Here is a 17,729-nt window from a genome sequence, read left to right as displayed (position 1 = left end):
CCAAACATGGCCATGCCCGCTGCTGCGGAGAGCCCGAGCGCTCCCAGCATGGTGACCGCCAAGTATGTGTCTCGGTCACGCCACGTTAGATGCAGCGTCGTCTGACGTGCGCCTGCTTTCGGCGACGTCGCATCCATGGGGATCAACTGCAGCCTTCCCTTCGACCGTTTAGGATGGGCGCCCCATCGTCATGCCTACGACCCGTAATCGTAGTTCAGCAGCTGGCTGTGCATCGGTGGAACTCGCGGTGGTCGCGGGGAAGATCGAGTCGCCCGGTGGCGACCGCTTCTCCCGGATGCTGGCACGCCGGACGCTGCTTGCAAGGCTGGGCAGGGCGCGCAAGGGTGAAACCGAACTTGATCTGCTCTCGACGACGCCGCAGACGCGGTCCGCGATGACCTGTGAGTCGGGTCCCGGCGCTTGGTCGCCCAGCGGCGGCGCTGCCTCGACGTTCCCGCATCTACCTGCCGTCGGAGCCTGACAGCGTGAGACACGGCCTTTGGGCTCAGTGGCACACCAGGTCAACCGAGGTCGGGTAAGGATTGGGGCGTGATGCAGCGGTAGGTGACAACTGACTTCTGGTGCCCGGCGCCGGAAGAGAGGATGTCTGCCATGCCCGCTCCCTACCCGCAAGAGTTCCGTGACGATGTCGTCGCGGTGGCCCGTGGCCGTGAGCCAGGGGTGAAGCTGAAGCAGATCGCCGAGGACTTCGGGATCAGCGAAAGCACGTTGTCGAACTGGCTGAAGACCGCTGACGTCGAGGAAGGCTCCCGGCCCGGGGTGAGTCAGGACGCGGCCGAGGAGCTGCGGCAGCTGCGTCGTCGCGCCAAGCTGCTCGAGCAGGAGAACGAGGTGCTGCGCCGTGCTGCCGCGTACTTGTCGCAGGCGAACCTGAAGCTTGGTGGCTCGGCAAAATGATGTACCCGCTCGTCAGTGAGCTGGCCGCCGACGGGGTGCCCGTCACGGTCGCGTGCCGGGTCTTGAAGCTCGCCCGCCAGCCCTACTACCGCTGGCGCGAGGATCCGATCACCGACGCTGAGTGGGTCCAGGCGCACCGCATCAATGCCCTGTACGACGCCCACCGCGATGACCCGACCTTCGGGTACAGGTTCCTGGCCCATGAGGCCCGCAAGGCCGGCTGGCGGATGAGCCGACGAACCGCGTGGTCGCTGTGCTCGACCTCGGGGATCACCTCCGCCGCGCAGCGACGTCGCCGCGGAAAGGGCAAGAAGACCGGCCCGCCGGTCTTCGACGACCACGTGCAGCGGATGTTCACCGCCGACGCTCCGAACCGAGTCTGGCTCACCGACATCACCGAACACGCAACGAGCGAAGGCAAGCTCTACTGCTGCGCGATCAAGGACGTCTACGCGAACCGGATCGTCGGCTACTCCATCAGCCACCGGATGACCGCCCAGCTGGCGGTCGACGCCCTCAAACAGTGCCGTCGCACGACGCCGGCTCGAGGACCAGGACGTGGCCGGCTGCATCCTGCACGCCGACAGGGGCAGCCAGTTTCGTGCACGGAAGATGGCCCACGCGCTGAACCGCCACGGCATGGTCGGATCCATGGGCCGGGTCGGCACCGCCGGCGACAACGCCGCCATGGAGAGCTTCTGGTCGCTCCTGCAGACCAACGTGCTCAACCAGCAGCGCTGGACTTCGCGGCAAGACCTGCGCCTGGCGATCGTGGTGTGGATCGAGCGGAAGTACCACCGCCAGCGCCCCCAGGACTCACTCGGCGGGTTGACCCCCATCGAGTACGAGAACAAGATCACCGCGAAGGCCGTGACCGCGGCCTAGCCCAACCTGTCACCAACGGCTGCATCACGCCCATCCGACCCGTCCAGGCACTCGAGAACACCTCCAGCAAGGACCTCGGGTTGTGATGCCCGCCAAGCGATGCTGAGGGCGGCCGTTGGGCAGGCCGTGGCCATCGCAGGTGACCCGCGACCGGACTTGCGCTTTTGAATCCGGTCACCGGCTCGCGGGCCATCGCGAGTGTGCGACCTCGACGTGGTTCCTGCGGCTCGCATGGAGATGAAGCAGGGAAGCATAGCGTCACGACGCGCTGGCGCACGGCTTCGATCCCTTGACCAGGCGGAGTCGACCAGCGTCAGAGAAGTCGAGTCTTCGGTACGCTTGACCAGTGAGGACGCCAAAGCGCAAGCGGCAATTGCCGCGCAAGCCTGCCCTTGGCGTTCCTCCGGAAAGCTTGGAGCGGTGCGCGCTCGCCGTGACCTACGTCGGTTCGCCCGAGCACAAGTCGATGCCGTCCTTCGCGGGGCCGCCGAAGCTGCGTTCTGACGCGAGCCGCTGCCCGACTGACCTCAAGGATGCCGCTGAGATCACGAGCTGGCTGGCGGCGGCGATTCGTGCTGGCCTTGTTAGCGATGACCCCGGAAGCGACGGGTTTCCCAAGTACGTGTGGACCTTTAAGAGGGGTACTTGGTTCGAAGCCCGTCTCGTCAACGCGACTCAGGGCACCTATAAGGGCTACCCGTTGGCGGACGATGAAGTCACTGGTGGTCTGCGCGCCCGTGAGAGTGACTTACGAGAGTCCGAGGACGCCTCATGACACTGCGTTTCAAATGGGAGTGGGAGCCGGAACCGAATGTCCGTCTTCCGGAACTGGCCGCCACCTGGTCTCGGCTCAGCATCGACCTCGGCGACACCCCCGTCACGTTGGTAGAACGCCGAGACGGTTCGGGCGGGCCTCGTCATGGCTTGGATGTCCCGCTGTATCCGCTGGCGGAGTTCTTGGCGATCAACTGGTGGGGCCTGAGCGCGACGTCGCATCTTCCTTCGGATCCGGGGGTCAGATTCACGAAGGCGGGTGCAGGGTTTGCGTGGCCAGACTTGACCCTGCGCGGCGACCGCGGGCTTGTGTGGGCAAGTCTGCGGCAACGTGACAAGGCGCCGGAGCACATTCGATTCCTAACTCAGGCAGAGACTGTTCTTGATGCGGACTCCGTACTCACCGGCATTGCTGATCTGATCGACAGCACGGTCCGGCGTCTGGATGATCGGGGGGTCCACGGCACGCTGCTCCAGGACGAGTGGGCATCGATACAGCACGCGGATCAGGAGGAGCGCGACTACTGCCTCGTGGCGGCCGCCTGGGGGCAAGACCCATATGACACCGCGCCTGAAATGGAACGTCTGTTGCTTGGGGCAGGCGCAGAGATTGGTGATGCCGCGCTCGTCGCGGACCTGGCACGAGCGGTACCGCGCGAAAGACTCGCCGACTCGACGGGTTGGCTCCGGGAGGCGACCCGCTCGCTCGATCTGAAGTCGCTTCGATTGCCCTCGCTGGGCTCCCTCGACTGGTCCGCGACGGCCGGCGTGGCACCTTGGAGAATCGGTTACGAACGCGCACGAAGGCTTCGGGTCCTTCTTGATCTGCATCCGTCACAGCCCGTCCCGATTGAGGACCTAGTAGAGGTTCGCCAAACGCAGTCACTCGCGCCCGTCAACGTTGACGGGTTGGTTGGCTCAGAAGGGATGTCCTTGGCGGTGGTGGTCGGTGCGACAGCCAGTGTGAACGCCAAGCGCTTTGCTGCGGCACGGGCAATCGGCCGACACGCTTTGGCTCGCCCCCACACACGTTCCTTGCTTACTCGATCGACGCAGTACACCGAGCGGACCGAGCGCGCCTTCGCCGCCGAGCTTCTTGCGCCAGCAGAGGGCATTGCAGAGATTCTTGGCGGGGATTTTTCCGATGAGGCCCTGCAGCGCGCAGCTGAGTACTTCCGCGTGAACACGATCCTGGTTCAGCATCAGGTCGAGAATCAGGTTGTTGCCTGACGGAGGCGCTGTCGGCAAGACCACGCGTCGTCTAGCAAGTCGCTCAGTTCGTAGCCGGCGAGCCCTTTCGGTCATCGTCAGTTCCGGAGCGAGCGACCGTCTCGGTCGCAACCTGTCGACGCCACGTCTGTACCGGGCCGCCGCGCTTGATCTTGCTGAGGGCCTCGAATACGTCGGGGTTGATCCATCGCATCCGATCGGGTGCCGCGTGATTCAGGTAGCGGACCTTAGCGACCGTCCACAACGCGTCCATGAGGATCAATGCCGTGTGCGTGAGGAGCGCGGCTTCCTCGGGACTGAACCAGCGGGTGACGTGGTGCCACGTATACCCCGTTCTCGCCTTGCCTTCCCGCTCCAGGTAGACGGCGCTGATGCCATTGGCGCCCACGACCCCGCGCTCGTTGATGATTCGGGCGGAGGGCGCTGCCGGATCGAAATCCGGCTCATCGGAACCGTGTGCCGCGGGGACGATGTGTAGCGCGGCAGACCCGCCGATCATCGTCAGACCATGCTTTGCGGCGTTATAGAGGGCGCTCTGCTCGTTGAGCCGAGCCGCGAGTATGCGGATGAGACGAATCGCGTCGTCGCGATGCTCGATCCATTCTGGTGCCGGCTCATCCGGCACGCCGCCCATGAAGACCTGAGCAACTCGATCGATCCGTTCTTCTGGCCAAGCCGACTTCGCGAGTTCGGCGACGGCGTCCCGGAAGGTGCCGGGGTCCTTCTGTGCGGCTATCCGCAGCCACGGGCACTCCGGCCAGCCTTCGTGGGCCAGCATCATCCGCAGCAGCGCCTCGACCGTGTGATGAAACAAGACCTGGGACTCAGTGGCGACGAACCGCATATGAGCGGCGTCCTCGTAGTCTTCCGGGCTGTCCGCGTCGGCCTCGTCGTCGCTCGCAATCCAGAGTTGGCCCCAGAGGATCCCTTCCCCGGCCGCAGCCGCCAGGGCATCAGACCTGGCCGCTCGGAGAGCCAACAACGTTAGCCGGTCGCGGAAGTAGGTGCTCGGGGCGTGGCCCGAGTAGAACTCCTCATTCAGTCGATAAATGGGCCGCTCCTCGTGCATGGGGGGACAGTAGGCCAGGGGTTCGACAGTTACGGGGCGACGCTCCCGGGTTGCTACGCAATCTGGTGGCGCAGGACCGAGGCGGATTGCGCCACCTCCTGCGGGAGTGTCCCGGTAGCGTCGGGCATGTGACCTTCGCAGCCAACGTCGTTCGCGTCCTGATCGCCTCACCGTCCGATACGGCTGAGCTCCGCGATGCCGTCGAGGTAGCTCTTCACGAGTGGAACGGGGACCGGGCTGCTGCGGCCGGGGTGGTGCTGCTTCCTCGACGTTGGGAGACCAACGCCGTTCCCGAGTTGACGGGGGAGGACGGTCAATCGGTGATCAATCGCCAACTGGTCGATCAGGCTGACGTTGTCATTGGGATCTTCCACGCCAAACTTGGCCGAGCGACTCCTCGTTACGCATCCGGAACCGCCGAGGAGCTTCATCGCGCCAAAGATGCTGGCAAACGCGTCCACGTCTACTTCTCAACGATGCCAATCAACCGGGAGCATGTGAACCCCGAGGCGCTCGCGACGCTCGAGGAATTCAAGCGGGAGATCGAGAAGCTCGGCCTGTACGGATCGTTCGACACGCCCGGCTCGCTGAAGGACCAGGTTCGCCGCGCTATCGAGTCGGACATTGAGCAGCTCGACATCACTCCGCCGGCCGGGGGGCCGAACTCCTCACGACGTGGCGCTGCCCTACGAGCCACCTACGAGTACACGCGGGAGCCGAATAAGCAGGGGCGGATGCAAACCCGGCGCCAGCGCCTAGTCGTCACCAACACCGGCGATACCGAGGCCGCCGACGTCACCTTCACACTCGAGCCGGCTGGGGACGAAGGTCTGGAGGCGCCTCAACTGCTCCACGACTTGGGGCCGATCACCCTTGCCGCCGACGGCGGCCAGATCGCGATTCCGGTACTCACGCACATGGGGACATCGAATATCGCGACCATCACGTTTGACTGGAGCGAAGGCGGCGAGCCGAGATCGTCCTCGCACACGATCTCGTTCGTCTGATCCGCCAGCGGGCGCCAATGCAGTAGGACCAATGCGAGGGCCCCAGTCGATCGTAGTGGGGCGGGATTCGGCCGGTCATCAGAAGGTCATCGGGAACGGCGGGCAGTTGTTCCGAGACGTTCCGATACTCTGGAAGCCGTCCGATGAGGAACCTCCTCAACAACCCGAGGTTTCCCAGAGGGACCCGAAGTCTCATGTAGTCCGGGACGGGCCTCCGATCTTGCCCAGAGGTCGCAGGTTCAAATCCTGCCCCCGCTACAACAAAGTGGCCCTCTGACCTGCGGAAACGCAGGTCAGAGGGCGCTCGCATTTTGAACCGTTTTTGCTTATGTCGCGGATTGATGACCCAAAAACTCGGGGGAATGCTCGCCCAGAGTGGCGAACGGTGCGGTGATGGCGGGCGATGTCCACCCCGATGCCTGGCTCTGAGTCAGCCGCACTGAGGCGCCGTCGCCTTCCAGAAGATCAGTGACCGTCCTCGTGACCGTCTCCGTGATCGATTTCGATCTCGTCGGCGGGCGCTTCGGGATCCGCGGGAAGGTCGAGCGTGACGCTGCCGTCTTCGGCGTCGTTCGGGAGCGGGGAGAAGCTCACGCCGTTGGGCTTGTCACCGACAGGGATCCGGGTCACGACCTTGAGCTCCTGAAGGTCCAGGACGGCGACGTCGTCCCCGTAGATGTTGGTGACGTAGGCGTGCTGGCTCGAGGGGTCGACGACGACGCCGTGGGAGCCCTGCCCGGTCTCGACGGTTGCGGTCACGGTGAACGTCTTGGTGTCGATCACCGAGACCGTGGTCCCGGGCGAGTCTTCCGTGCCCTGGTTGGCGACGAGGAGGTAGCGGTTGTCGCCGCTAACGTACGTCTGAATGGGGCCGTCTCCGACTGCGACCGTGCCGACCAGCTTGCGCGTCGTCATGTCGACCTTCGCAACGGCGTCCTCGCCGTTCAGGGAGGCGTAGACGAACCGGCCGTCGGGGGAGAAGGCGACTTGCGCGGGGGCCTTCCCGACTTCGATGTCTGTGACGAGCTGGTTGGTCCGAGTGTCGATGACGCTGAGCGTGGTGTCGGCGACGTTCGCCACGACAAGCCAGCGGCCGTCCGGGCTGGGTCGGAGGCCGTGCGGGCCCTGGCCCACCTTGATGGTCTCGGTGGCCTTCATCGTGGACGCGTCAATGACGGAGACAGTGTCGTCTGCGCCGTTGGTGGTGTACGCGGTGGCCCCGTCCGGGGAGACCACGACATGGGCTGGCGCCGAGCCGGTCGGAACCACGCCGTGCAGGTCCAGGCTTTCGGCGGACAGCATGGCGGCGTATCCGTCGTGGCCACTCACCGTCCACACCGAAGCGCCGTCGGGAGACACTTGGACGTTGTGTGGCCCTTCGACGCCGGCGACTGTGGTCACGATCCGGTTGGTGGCGGCGTCGATCGCCGTGAGCGATCCGCCGCCCTCGTTGGCGATCCAGACGGTGCCCTCCACCATGCCGCGGTGGCCGGCGAGAGTGGCCGCCGTCGGGTCCTCGTCGGCGCGATCGTCATTGCCGTTGAGGACCGCCAGGCCACCCGCCACGGCGAGCACGGCCAACGCACCGGCAGAGAGAGCAACGACGCGCATGCGCCGGCTCCACTCGTGCCGATCCTTCGGGAGCTGCGCAGAAGCCGCATCGGGACCGGTGTCGGATGTTGAGCTCATGGGCGAGCCTTTCGTATAGACGAAGTCGGCCCGGTGGGGACCGCGCCATCACGTTCGCCGCTTGACCCGGACGGATCGCCGGTGGTTTCGGTGAAGAACCGATGAAGGCCGATCACGTGGCTGGACAGTGGCCGATCCGGATAGTCAGATCGAGGTGGGACGCCACCCGCATGCATGAAGGAAGGACTCGACGGTGGACCTCATCCATCGCCTCTTGCCGATCCCGGCCTTGGCGCGCTCATGTGAGAGCGCTGCTGCCGTGGGCGTTGGACGGCATCTCCCTCGAGCGGGCGGCTGTCCTGGAGCTGGGGCCGGGTCCGGGACTGACCACAGACTGGCTGGTGTCGCGCGTGGGATCGCTGACGTGCCTGGAGTACGACGACTGCCGACCCTGTGGCAGCACTGCCTAGTTGGAGGCCGGCCGTGGGGTGAATCGGTCGGGCTGGGTGACAAATTCCCGTCGGCAGGCGTCAGAGCAGAACCACCACTGCTCGCCGCGCCAGCTCGCGTGGGGTCCGTTAGGCTCGACCTGCATGCGGCAGACGGGATCGACGGCAAGCGCGGCGACGTGGCGGAATTGCCCGTCCTCCAACCAGAGCACGCGGTCGGCGATCTCTCGGAGTCGATCGTCGTGGCTCACGATGACGATCGAGCGGGCGTCCTCGTCGGCGAGCTGACGCAGCAGCCGGGCGAGGTCTCGACCCCGGGAGGCGTCGAGGTTGGCGGTGGGTTCGTCCGCGAGCAGAACGGGTGGATCGTTGGCGAGCGCGCGTGCGACTGAGACGCGCTGTTGTTCACCGCCGGACATCTGGGAGGGCCGCGCCGCTGCGCGCTGGGCAAGGCCAACGCGCTCGAGCAGATCACTGGCTCTCTGGAGTGCAGGGGCGCCGGTGGTGCCGGCGAAATTGGCGGCAACGGCGATGTTCTCGGTGGCGGTGAGGGCGTCGAGCAGGGCGTAGTCCTGGAAGATGAACCCGAAGGTGCGCGACCGCAGCACAGGGAGCTCCTTCTCACGCGCCGCGGCGATGTCCACGTCGACGCCGTCACGGCTGGTGACGGTGATGAAGCCTGCGCTCGGACGCAGCAGTGCGCCGAGCATCAGCAGCAAGGTGGTCTTGCCCGATCCGGACGGTCCCATCACGAGGAGCACTTCGCCGGCGGCGAGGTCGAGGTCGACTGCTCGCACGGCATCCACGGTTGTGTCGCCTGCCCCGTACGTCTTCGTGAGCCCTCGAACGGTCAGCACCCCGGGCCTGGTCGATTCACCGTGGTGCGTGTTGTCGCCCGGTGACCGGAGCACTGGGTCGGGGACCGGGGCGGTACCGGAGGTGGTGTGGGCGTTGGTATTCATCGTGTCTCCCGGAAGGCGGTTGCCGCGTCGAGCGCGGCAATGCGGCGCAGCGGCCACAGGGCGGCGATGAGGCCGACCAGGAGCGCTGTGGTGGCGGTCTGTGCGACGGCGGTGGTGGTGATGGAGATCTGGAATGCTGGAGCGGCGAGTGGTAGCAACCACGCCAGTGTCAGCGCGGCTGTGGTGGCGACGCTGGAGGCGAGTACGACGGTGAGCAGGACCTGCATGGCCACGGCCGCGGCGAGCCGAGGTGTGCGGGCGCCGAGGGCCTTAAGGACGGCGAAGTCCCGCAGCCTGTTCAAGGTGGCCGTCATCAGTCCCAGGGCGATGACGGCGAGCGCGATGACGAGCCCGATGGAGGACATCAGCCGGAGCAGGTCAGCGCTCATATCGGTGACGATGCGGGCTTCGGAGTCGGCGAACTGCTCGCGGGTCTGGGCCGTGACGCCACCGACTTCGGCCTCGATCCGGTCCGTGACCGCTTCTGGGTCGGCGCCTGGGTCCAGCCCGGTGAGGACGTACGAAACGAGGCCGTCGTGGATCCGGCCGAACTCGCTGAGCTCGACGAAGACGGTGGTGTTGGTGATGCTGCTGCCACCGGTGGAGAAGCCGACAGCGCGCAGGGACGTGCCCATGACCGTGAACTGGTCGCCGACCTGGACTCCGAGCTGTTTGGCTGCCTGCTCGTCCAGGACGGCCTCGCCGGCGGCCGGTGTGCGGCCGGCCACGAGGCGTGTGGGGCCGCCCCGGCCGGTGCGGGTGTCGTAGCCGATGAGGTAGGACAGCTGCCGGCCCTGTGGTCCGGCTACCGAGCCGGAGGCGAACGCGATCGGTGCGGCCCAGGCAACTCCCGGTATGTCGGCGACGCGCTCGGGGGTGTCCGCGGGGAGCGTCGAGGCGGACATGTGCATGGTGCGGACCCCGGCCTGGGAGACGAACACGTCGGCCGGGGAGGTGCGGATGTAGTAGGTGACGCGGTCGACGGCTCCGGCGAAGATGCCGCCGAGGACGAGGACCAGTAGCAGGGAGGCGGCCACGCCGAGGACGGTCAGCGTGGCGCGGCGGCGGTCGGCGAACAGGAAGCGGCGCCCCACGGGCACGGCTCCTGTCGCGAGGGCGCGTCGTGGGTGATCGGATCGCGGCGGAGTTGGTTGCGTGGTGGTGGTCATCGTCCGCTCCGGAATGCGGAAGCTGCGTCGAGCCGGTTGAGTCGGCGTGCCGGTAGCCATGCGGCGAGTAGTGCCATCGTGACCGCTGCGGCGGCGGTCTGGGCGATGGTGCCGGGGGTGAGCAGCACCGGGAATGCGGGTCGCCACCAGGCGAGGACTTCCCGGGTGATGATCAGCAGGACGATCGCGGCCAGTGTGCCGAGCACCGTCAGTGCCACGGTCTCGGTCACCGCGATTCGGCGAAGCCGGCCGGGCGTGGCGCCGAGGGCCTTGAGGATGCCCAGGTCCCGCTGTTGTTCGGTGACTCGGGTGTAGGCCACGAGCGCGACGATCAGGGTGCCGGCTGCGAAGGCCACGCCCACCATGAGCCGTACCGGCGAGCCGTAGATGTCGGTCGCCAGTCGCAGGGACGCCTCCCGCAGTTCGGCAGGAGTGCGCACGGTGTACCCCTCGTCACGCAGCTGCGCTGCTACGGCATCGGGGTCCGCGGTCGTGACCAGCACCGCTCCGGTGGTGCCGGTAGCCCGCAGCATCTGGTCCATCCCGGCCGTGGTGGTGAACAGCAGCGGGGTCATGAACAGTGCGGTGTCGTCGGTGAGGCCGACCACCCGCATCGGGTGTCCGAGAATGGGCAGCCGATCGCCGATGGCGAAGTCGTGTTGTTCGGCCCACAAGGCATCGATGGCCACCTCGTCGGGGGCTTCGGGGGCACGGCCATCGGTGAAGGCCCAGGGGCCACCCAGCCCGCTGCCGGGTTCGTAGGCGACCGCGGCCACGGCAGCCTTGCCGTGCGACAGCTCGAGGATCTGATACATGGTGCGCAGCGGCGCGGCTCGTGTCACGCCAGGGGCCTGGGCGATGGCGTCCACGGCCGGCGCCGGCAGAGCGCCGGGGTCGGCGAAGAGGTTGCGCGTTCCGGCCGGGACGACGACCAGGTCGGCACCGAGGTGGTCGTCGTAGGTGGTGACGCGGTCCTGGACGCCGACCCAGAGTCCGGCCAGCAGCAGCATGAGCATCAGGGCGAGCCCGATCCCGGCGGCTCCGGCGGCGGTGCGGAACGGACGCGTCGTGAGAAACCGGCGGGTGACCGGGACCGAGGCTTCAAGCCTGGCCTTCATGTGGCTCACTTCCGTTTGCCGAGCGTGGCTCGACGTTCGTGCTACTTGTGGCCGTGACCGCCGTGCCCGCCGGGCATGGCGAACATCATGGCCGCCATCATCGCGGTGCACAGCAGGGCGGTGACGATGATGCCGGAACCTGCTACGCCGGTGAGGAAGAGCAGGCCGGCGATGGCGAGCATGGGGATGCAGCAGACGATCATCATCAGCCCATGACCACCGTGCGCTCCGTGGGCGCCGCCGTCGGGCTCCTGTCCGGCGTGGTGGGGCTCGGTGGGTGTCGAGGACTCTGGCTGGTAGGGCCATTGCTGGGAGTCGCGGAGGGATTCGCGGTCCATGCCGTTCGGGGTGCTCATGACGTCCTACCCTTCAGGGATGCGGGCACGTGGCCGAGCTTGGCGTAGAGCGGGCAGTGTCCGAGCGCTCCGGTGACGACCAGGTCGAGGCCTGCCAGTACGAGTAGCAGCTCGAGGACGACCGCCAAGGTGGAGGCGGCGCCGCCCAGCAGGAACGCGCCGGCGATCGCGGCGAGACCGCCGATGGCGACGCGAGCGACGCGTTCGGCGGGGGTGATGTTGATGCTCCAACGGTTACTCATGACTTCCTCCAACTTCGGTGGACCGCTGGTCTCCTCGGTCCACTTCGAGGGTCTCGCCGCGCGGTGAAGGTGACCGGCGCCGTCTTGTGAAGGTTCGCTGAAGAACCACGTGGCGTCGAAGTGCTCGGAGGGGCTGAAGGGCGGCGAGTCACCGCGGCGGCCACATGTCAGGTGGGAGGGAGGGTGGGTGCGGCGTTGAGGTCCAGGTGGCTGGCGCAGCAGGCAGGGAGCTCTTCTCGCAGCAGGTCCAGGGTTCGGGTCGCCTTCTCGAGGAAGTCGCCGGTGGATGGGATGACGTGGCGATGGGGGTGGCGCTGCCAGGCCTCCAGGATGCGGGCGTCGACATCAGCCGCACGGAGGGCCGTCTCGGTCCGCAGCGGGTTCTGGTGGTTGTAGCCCTGGTCCGCGGTGGGCGTGCGTAGATGCAGCACTGTGTCGTACCGATGCAGCTCGGTGTCCATCGTGGTGGCCGTCGAGGTCCAGAAGTCGCCCGGTGGCCCGGGCCAGTACGCGAGCCCGTCGACTGTGCCGCGGTCGCACAGCACGAATGCCGGATTGTGGGCGTCCCCGGTCGCCTCGAGTTCCTTCTGAACGTGGAGGATCGCCCGTTGCGCCGCGCGTCGACATTCCGCGTCGTCGTCGCGCGGGAACCCGCCACCGAAGACGATTCCTGCCGATTCCGGCAGGATCTTGACGTGTCGGCACAGCGAGCGGCGTACGAGTTCTAGGACGGCCGTCTTGCCCGCACCCGGCCCGCCGGTGAGCACAACCCGGCGGGGTACATGTGGGTGGTCGCACTCGCACTCGGCCATGACGCGCCTCCTTACGGGACGGGGAGGCGATCCGCAGCGTTGTGGCCGAGCCCCCACTTCTCCATCAGCGCGAGGACAGCGAGTCCCTCGTCGTGGATCTGCGCGTGGCGCAGCACCTGCCAGTGTGCGTGGAGATAGGCCTGGAGGTACTCCACGACGTGGTTCATGGGCACGGTTGTCCACGGATTGTGAGGTTCTACCTGGCCCGGTGTGCCGCCGAAGGCCACCACCCGGATCTCATGGCCGGCCCTGGTGGCTGCGCGGCCATGGTCGAGCAACCGACGCGAGACTTCTCGGGCCTCCTGGGCGGGGCAGCACCCGAACCGCGCGAGCGCGACCTCTAGTGTCGCCGGGTCGCGCAGAGCCGGGTTCAGTCGCGCACGACCTTCTTTGACCTCGCCGACGATCATGTCGGCTCGGCCAGTCGGCGCGCCGAGGGCCGGGTCGACCTCGGAGCTCAGGCGCTGGGGCACGGTTCCTGAGCGCCGGTGGATCAGGTCGTGGCCGGCACCGGGAAGGCGATAGGCCAGGACGTCGAGATCGGTGACGGTGCGCACCTGGCCGGCACGCAGACTCTCCAGGACCGGGTGCTCGACGACGGTGAAGTAGCCATTGACGTGCAGATAGGCCTGCACCAGGGCCACTGCGGTGTCCATGGGGACCTCCTCGGTGACTCGTGCCGTTGTCGTGAGGGCTCGTCAGTCGTGGTGGCCCTCGTGCTCGTCAGGGTCGGGGGTCTGCACGGGGGTGCGGTCCCGGTCCGGACTCGGATCGTCGTTGCTGATGGCCGGGCCGATGACGAACGCCGAGAGCGAGAACATCAGCGCGAACACGCCCAGAGCGAGGGCGGGGGCCTTCCAGGAGCCGAAGCGCCGGTAGAGGCGCCGAAGCAGGGGCAGAGAGAACACCAATCCCAGTACGGCGAACAGGACGTTGCCGGTGGCGCCGGTCACCAGTACCGCTCCTCCGAGGAGCCCGACGTGGTGCAGCAGGTGGGGAAGCAGGCCCATGATGCCGCCCACCACAGCGGTCACCGCACTCCAAGCGGTGGCCAGGACGCCCCGCCTCTGCGAAGTCTGGTTGGGGGTGCTTTCGGCGCGGGACTCGTCGAGGCGGTCGTCCGCTACCTCCCCGGCGGCAGCGTGGTGGTCGGACATCGTCACTCCTGTGCCTGGTAGGAAAGCGTGGTCATCATGCCGGTCTCGGCGTGGTAGATGTTGTGGCAGTGGGTCGCCCACTGTCCTGGGTTGTCGGCTTCGAGGTCGACGTCGAGGGTCGCCATGGGGCGCACGATGACCGTGTCCTTGCGGGCTCCGCCGCTCCTCAGCGCGAAGGTGTGGCCGTGCACGTGCATGGGGTGGAACATCATCGACTGGTTGACGAAGCGCAGCCGGACCCGCTCACCCTGAATCAACCGCAACGGGTCGGTGTCGGGGAAGGTCTTGCCGTTGATGGTCCAGCGGTAGGGCGCCATGGTGCCGCCCAGGACCAGGTCGTGGGTTCGGTCGGCCGACCGTCGGTCCAGGCGGGCCGACTCGACCGCCGACAGCGCCGTGCCGAGTAGTACCTTGCCCGACAGTTCGCGGACCTTGACGTCAGCCGTGGGCGGGCGACCGGCGCCGGTGCGGATCACGGCCAGCGCCTGGCCCTGTTTGCCCTCGGCCGAGGCAACCAGCGCGAACACGCCGTCGCCGATGGTGACGGTGGCGTCGAAGCGCTCGCCCATCCCGATCAGTAGCGCGTCGATGGGCACCGGCACGACGGGGAAGCCGTCGCTGTGCGTGACGGTCATGCGGTGCCCACCGACGGCGACCCGGAACGCCGTGTCCGAGCCGGCGTTGACGAAGCGGATCCGAACGCGTTGACCCGGCTTCGCCGACAGCGTCGCCGGATCGGCGGCTGTCCGGCCGTTGAGCAGGTAGTACGGGTAGGTGATATCCCCGGCACCACCGAGCAGGGGCGACCGCATGGCCTCCATCCCACCCATAGAGCCCATCGAGCCGTGGTCCATCCCCTCCATGCCCATACCGCCCATGTCGTGCATGCCGCCCATGGAGTCGTCGCCGCCGGCTTGCTGCAGGTCGGAAAGGACCTGGTCCGGGGTGCGACCCGTTCCGTCGACCCAGTCGTCCAGGACGACGATCCACTCGGCGTCGTACTCACCGGGCTCCTGAGGGTCGTCGACGATCAGGATGCCGTACAGGCCGCGGTCCAGCTGAACTCCGGAGTGCGGGTGGTAGAAGTACGTGCCCGGGTGGGGTGCGGTGAACTCGTATCGGAACGTCTCTCCCGCGGCGATCGGATCTTGGGTGAGTCCGGGCACGCCGTCCATGTCGTTGCGCAGTGCGAGGCCGTGCCAGTGCACGCTCGTGGCGTCCGGGAGCTGGTTGGCGACGTCGACCCGGAGCACGTCTCCGGCGTCGACGCGGAGCAGCGGTCCCGGCGCGGTGTCGCCGTACGCCCACGTGCTCACGGTCTGGCCACCCAGGTCGAGGGTCACCGGCTGGGCCGTGAGGCGCGCGGTGACCACCCGAGCTCCGGGCTTCCGGCGCGCCGCCTCCGCCGCTGCTACCGCGTCGGCGGCGGGCCCGACCGCTGTGCCAGTGGACCGATTGCAAGCGGCGAGGCCGCCGAGGGCGGCCACGCCTGCGAGCCCGGCGGCCCCGCGAAGGACGGCGCGACGAGTGATCTCGGACAAGTGGGGGCTCCTGACTCAGGTTCGGCGAGAGGCGAGATGTGCGAGGCGGGAAGGGGCGAGCGGCTAGTGCACCGAGGCACGCAGCACACTGCTGCGGGCGTGGTACTCGTCTTCGTCGATCTCGCCTCGGGCGAACCGCTCGTCGAGGATCTGCATCGGGTCGCGGCGGTCCGGGGTGGACCCACCGGGGCGCTGCGTGCGGAACAGGGCGAGAACGGCAAAGACCACCAACGCCCAGAACGCGACCATGGCCACGGTCATGATGATCCAACCGCCCCAACCCATGCCGTCGTGGTACCAGCCCATCATCGTCCTCAGCTCCTTCGCTTGGCTTGGTGACTCCCACGATTGCCCGGGCACCACTGTGTCCCGGTCGCGTTCATGTGAAGGTTCGCTGAAGAACCCGCCCTCGCCGGTGCTGACCTACGGCTGGCCGGGCAGCGGACTGAGACCATGGCGGGTATGGGCGAGGACGTCATGGACGAGAAGGCCGGCTCACCGGCAGGGGGTACCGCGGGTGGCCGCCCCCGAACCGGTCTCCGGGCGATGGTGGTCGAAGACGAGACGCAGCTGGCCGGACTCATCGGCAGCTACCTCGAGCGCGACGGCTTCGAGGTGGCGGTGGTTCATGACGGGCTCGAGGCGGTGGAGGCCGCCCGCGCCGTCGACCCGGACGTCGTCGTGCTGGACCTGGGCCTGCCCAGCCTGGACGGGGTGGAGGTCTGTCGGCAGCTGCGCACCTTCTCCGACGCCTACGTGGTGATGCTGACCGCACGCAGCGAAGAGATCGACACGCTCATCGGGCTCTCGGTGGGAGCCGACGACTACCTGACCAAACCGTTCAGCCCCCGAATCCTGATGGCCCGGATCCAGGCCATGCTCCGCAGGCCCCGTCCACTGGGAACGGCGTCCGATGCCCTCGAAGGCGCTCGCACCTTCGGTGCCCTGGTCATCGACCCGCTGGGACGCGACGTATGGCTCGACGGCGAACCAGTGGCGCTCACGCGCACCGAGTTCGACCTCCTCGCCGCCCTGTCCGAGCGACCCAGGATGGCGTTCAGCCGCCGCCAGCTCATCGACGCCGTCTGGGGACCCTCGTGGGTCGGTGACGAGCACCTGGTCGACGTCCACGTCGGCCACCTGCGCCGCAAGCTGGACGACGACGCCACTCAGGCCCGATTCATCCGGACCGTCCGCGGTGTCGGCTACCGGATGGGCACAGGGCAGTGACCAGCCCCCCACTCCTGGCGGACACGGTCCGTGCCCGGCCACGGTTCGCCACTCGGCTCCTGGTCGCCCAGGCCCTGGTGCTGGTGGCCGGGGCCCTGACCACCTGGCTGGTCGCCTCCGTCGTCGGACCCAGCATCTTCAGCGACCACCTCCAGCAGGCCGGCGACACCCACACCGCCGAGGAGACTCGTCACGTGGAGGAGGCCTTCGCCTCGGCGCTGGTCCTTTCGGTCTCTCTGGCGCTGCTCGCCTCGGTCCTCGCGGCGTTGGCGGTCTCGTGGTACTTCAGCCGCCGGGTGCAGCGCTCGATCGGCAACGTGGCCGCCGCCGCAGCGGACATCGCCGCCGGACGGTACGACGCCCGGGTGCCCGACCCGGGACTGGGCGGCGAGTTCGCCTCCCTCGCACTGACCTACAACCGCCTCGCGGAGAGGCTCGAAGCGACCGAGTCGACTCGACGCAGCATGCTGGCCGACCTGGCCCACGAGATGCGCACGCCCCTGGCCACGATCGACGCGCACCTCGAGGCCGTCGAGGACGGCATCCGAGCCCTGGACGACGACACGCTCGGGGTGATCCGCGGCTCGACGGGCCGCCTGCGGCGCCTCGCCGAGGACATGTCCGCAGTCTCCCAGGCAGAGGAGGGGATCGACGTGACGCTGCGACCGATGGCCGCCGCTGACGTGGCTGCCGCGGCCGCCGACGTCGCCCGCGACCGGTACGCCGCCAAGGGGGTAGACCTGCGCACCGAGCTCGCCGATGCCGGCCAGGTCCGCGTCGACGCCGACCGGTTCGGACAGGTGCTCGGCAACCTGCTCGACAACGCCCTGCGCCACACTCCGGCGGGCGGGACCGTGACCCTGGGCTGCCGCCGGATCGACCAGTGGGTGGAGTACCGCGTCGCCGACACCGGCCAGGGGGTGGCGCCCGAGCACCTGCCGCACCTGTTCGACCGGTTCTACCGTGCCGACTCCGCCCGCGACCGTGGCCATGGCGGCTCAGGCATCGGGCTGGCCATCGCCCGCGCCCTCGTCGAGGCACATGGCGGCGGCATCTCGGTGACCAGCGCCGGACCCGGGCATGGGGCCACGTTCACGGTACGGCTACCCGGCCTCCGGTAGGGCCTTCGGGCCCGGACATCCGGGGCCAACCGCCGGGCATCTTCAGCGAACCTTCACACA

17 protein-coding genes and 1 pseudogene are annotated in these 17,729 nt (G+C 67.8%); 6 read left to right on the top strand and 12 right to left on the bottom strand.

Translation table 11 applies throughout. The annotated features are described in order from the left end of the window. Positions 1-612: 612 nt before the first annotated feature. From QQZ14_RS21430 to QQZ14_RS21420, 3 genes and pseudogenes are all read left to right on the top strand, one after another. Positions 613-1,803 (top strand): annotated as a pseudogene (locus tag QQZ14_RS21430) (IS3 family transposase). A 346-nt stretch (positions 1,804-2,149) separates the two neighbouring features. Next, the gene (locus QQZ14_RS21425; protein ID WP_284536456.1) at positions 2,150-2,578 is read left to right on the top strand and encodes a hypothetical protein; all 429 of its coding nucleotides are present in this window, start codon (positions 2,150-2,152) and stop codon (positions 2,576-2,578) included. Next, positions 2,575-3,807, top strand: coding sequence for a hypothetical protein (locus QQZ14_RS21420; protein WP_284536455.1), 1,233 nt, complete (start codon positions 2,575-2,577; stop codon positions 3,805-3,807). Before QQZ14_RS21425 ends, QQZ14_RS21420 begins: the two co-directional genes overlap by 4 nt. 43 nt (positions 3,808-3,850) lie before the next feature. Here the strand turns inward: QQZ14_RS21420 and QQZ14_RS21415 are convergent, their stop codons facing one another. After that, positions 3,851-4,876, bottom strand: a complete 1,026-nt coding sequence (locus QQZ14_RS21415; RefSeq protein WP_284536454.1) for a hypothetical protein — start codon at positions 4,874-4,876, stop codon at positions 3,851-3,853. 128 nt (positions 4,877-5,004) lie between these two features. Here QQZ14_RS21415 and QQZ14_RS21410 point away from each other — a divergent pair, with 128 nt between their 5' ends. Further along, positions 5,005-5,883: a DUF4062 domain-containing protein gene (locus QQZ14_RS21410; protein WP_284536453.1), complete on the top strand. Its 879-nt coding sequence runs from the start codon at positions 5,005-5,007 to the stop codon at positions 5,881-5,883. Positions 5,884-6,348: 465 nt separating this feature from the next. On the opposite strand, the gene QQZ14_RS21405 is transcribed toward QQZ14_RS21410, so the two are convergent. The 11 genes from QQZ14_RS21405 to QQZ14_RS21355 form a co-directional block, all read right to left on the bottom strand. Next, complete coding sequence (locus tag QQZ14_RS21405; protein ID WP_284536451.1) at positions 6,349-7,572, bottom strand: YVTN family beta-propeller repeat protein; 1,224 nt, start codon at positions 7,570-7,572, stop codon at positions 6,349-6,351. Positions 7,573-7,978: 406 nt separating this feature from the next. Then, complete coding sequence (locus QQZ14_RS21400) at positions 7,979-8,923, bottom strand: ATP-binding cassette domain-containing protein (protein ID WP_284536450.1); 945 nt, start codon at positions 8,921-8,923, stop codon at positions 7,979-7,981. Then, positions 8,920-10,017, bottom strand: a complete 1,098-nt coding sequence (locus QQZ14_RS21395; RefSeq protein ID WP_284536449.1) for an ABC transporter permease — start codon at positions 10,015-10,017, stop codon at positions 8,920-8,922. The genes QQZ14_RS21400 and QQZ14_RS21395 overlap by 4 nt, the downstream gene beginning before the upstream one ends. 71 nt (positions 10,018-10,088) lie before the next feature. Then, entirely contained in the window at positions 10,089-11,210 is a 1,122-nt protein-coding gene (locus QQZ14_RS21390) for an ABC transporter permease (RefSeq protein ID WP_284536448.1), read from the bottom strand. Positions 11,211-11,251: 41 nt separating this feature from the next. Next, positions 11,252-11,566 (bottom strand): hypothetical protein, encoded by a 315-nt coding sequence (locus QQZ14_RS21385; RefSeq protein ID WP_284536447.1) that lies wholly within the window; start codon positions 11,564-11,566, stop codon positions 11,252-11,254. Beyond that, positions 11,563-11,808, bottom strand: a complete 246-nt coding sequence (locus tag QQZ14_RS21380) for a YgaP-like transmembrane domain (protein WP_030485949.1) — start codon at positions 11,806-11,808, stop codon at positions 11,563-11,565. Before QQZ14_RS21380 ends, QQZ14_RS21385 begins: the two co-directional genes overlap by 4 nt. A gap of 167 nt (positions 11,809-11,975) precedes the next feature. Beyond that, the gene (locus tag QQZ14_RS21375) at positions 11,976-12,620 is read right to left on the bottom strand and encodes an ATP/GTP-binding protein (protein ID WP_284536446.1); all 645 of its coding nucleotides are present in this window, start codon (positions 12,618-12,620) and stop codon (positions 11,976-11,978) included. Between the two features lie 11 nt (positions 12,621-12,631). After that, positions 12,632-13,276: a hypothetical protein gene (locus QQZ14_RS21370; protein WP_284536445.1), complete on the bottom strand. Its 645-nt coding sequence runs from the start codon at positions 13,274-13,276 to the stop codon at positions 12,632-12,634. 42 nt (positions 13,277-13,318) lie between these two features. After that, positions 13,319-13,777, bottom strand: a complete 459-nt coding sequence (locus QQZ14_RS21365) for a hypothetical protein (protein WP_121258940.1) — start codon at positions 13,775-13,777, stop codon at positions 13,319-13,321. A gap of 2 nt (positions 13,778-13,779) precedes the next feature. Further along, complete coding sequence (locus QQZ14_RS21360) at positions 13,780-15,318, bottom strand: multicopper oxidase family protein (RefSeq protein ID WP_284536444.1); 1,539 nt, start codon at positions 15,316-15,318, stop codon at positions 13,780-13,782. Positions 15,319-15,381: 63 nt separating this feature from the next. Then, positions 15,382-15,627 carry an SHOCT domain-containing protein gene (locus QQZ14_RS21355; protein ID WP_206051916.1) on the bottom strand — a complete coding sequence of 82 codons (246 nt, stop codon included), beginning with the start codon at positions 15,625-15,627 and terminating at the stop codon, positions 15,382-15,384. Positions 15,628-15,864: 237 nt separating this feature from the next. Here QQZ14_RS21355 and QQZ14_RS21350 point away from each other — a divergent pair, with 237 nt between their 5' ends. Both QQZ14_RS21350 and QQZ14_RS21345 read left to right on the top strand, forming a co-directional pair. Next, on the top strand, positions 15,865-16,548 hold the full coding sequence (locus tag QQZ14_RS21350) for a response regulator transcription factor (RefSeq protein WP_284536443.1): 684 nt from the start codon (positions 15,865-15,867) through the stop codon (positions 16,546-16,548). Next, positions 16,545-17,669, top strand: coding sequence for a sensor histidine kinase (locus tag QQZ14_RS21345; RefSeq protein WP_284536442.1), 1,125 nt, complete (start codon positions 16,545-16,547; stop codon positions 17,667-17,669). The genes QQZ14_RS21350 and QQZ14_RS21345 overlap by 4 nt, the downstream gene beginning before the upstream one ends. The last annotated feature ends 60 nt before the right edge of the window (positions 17,670-17,729 follow it).

This window comes from Nocardioides sp. T2.26MG-1 (assembly GCF_950101795.1).
Classification (GTDB): Bacteria; Actinomycetota; Actinomycetes; order Propionibacteriales; family Nocardioidaceae; genus Nocardioides.
The sequence above is the reverse complement of the archived record's forward strand: the minus strand, read 5'-3'. Positions and strand labels throughout refer to the sequence as shown.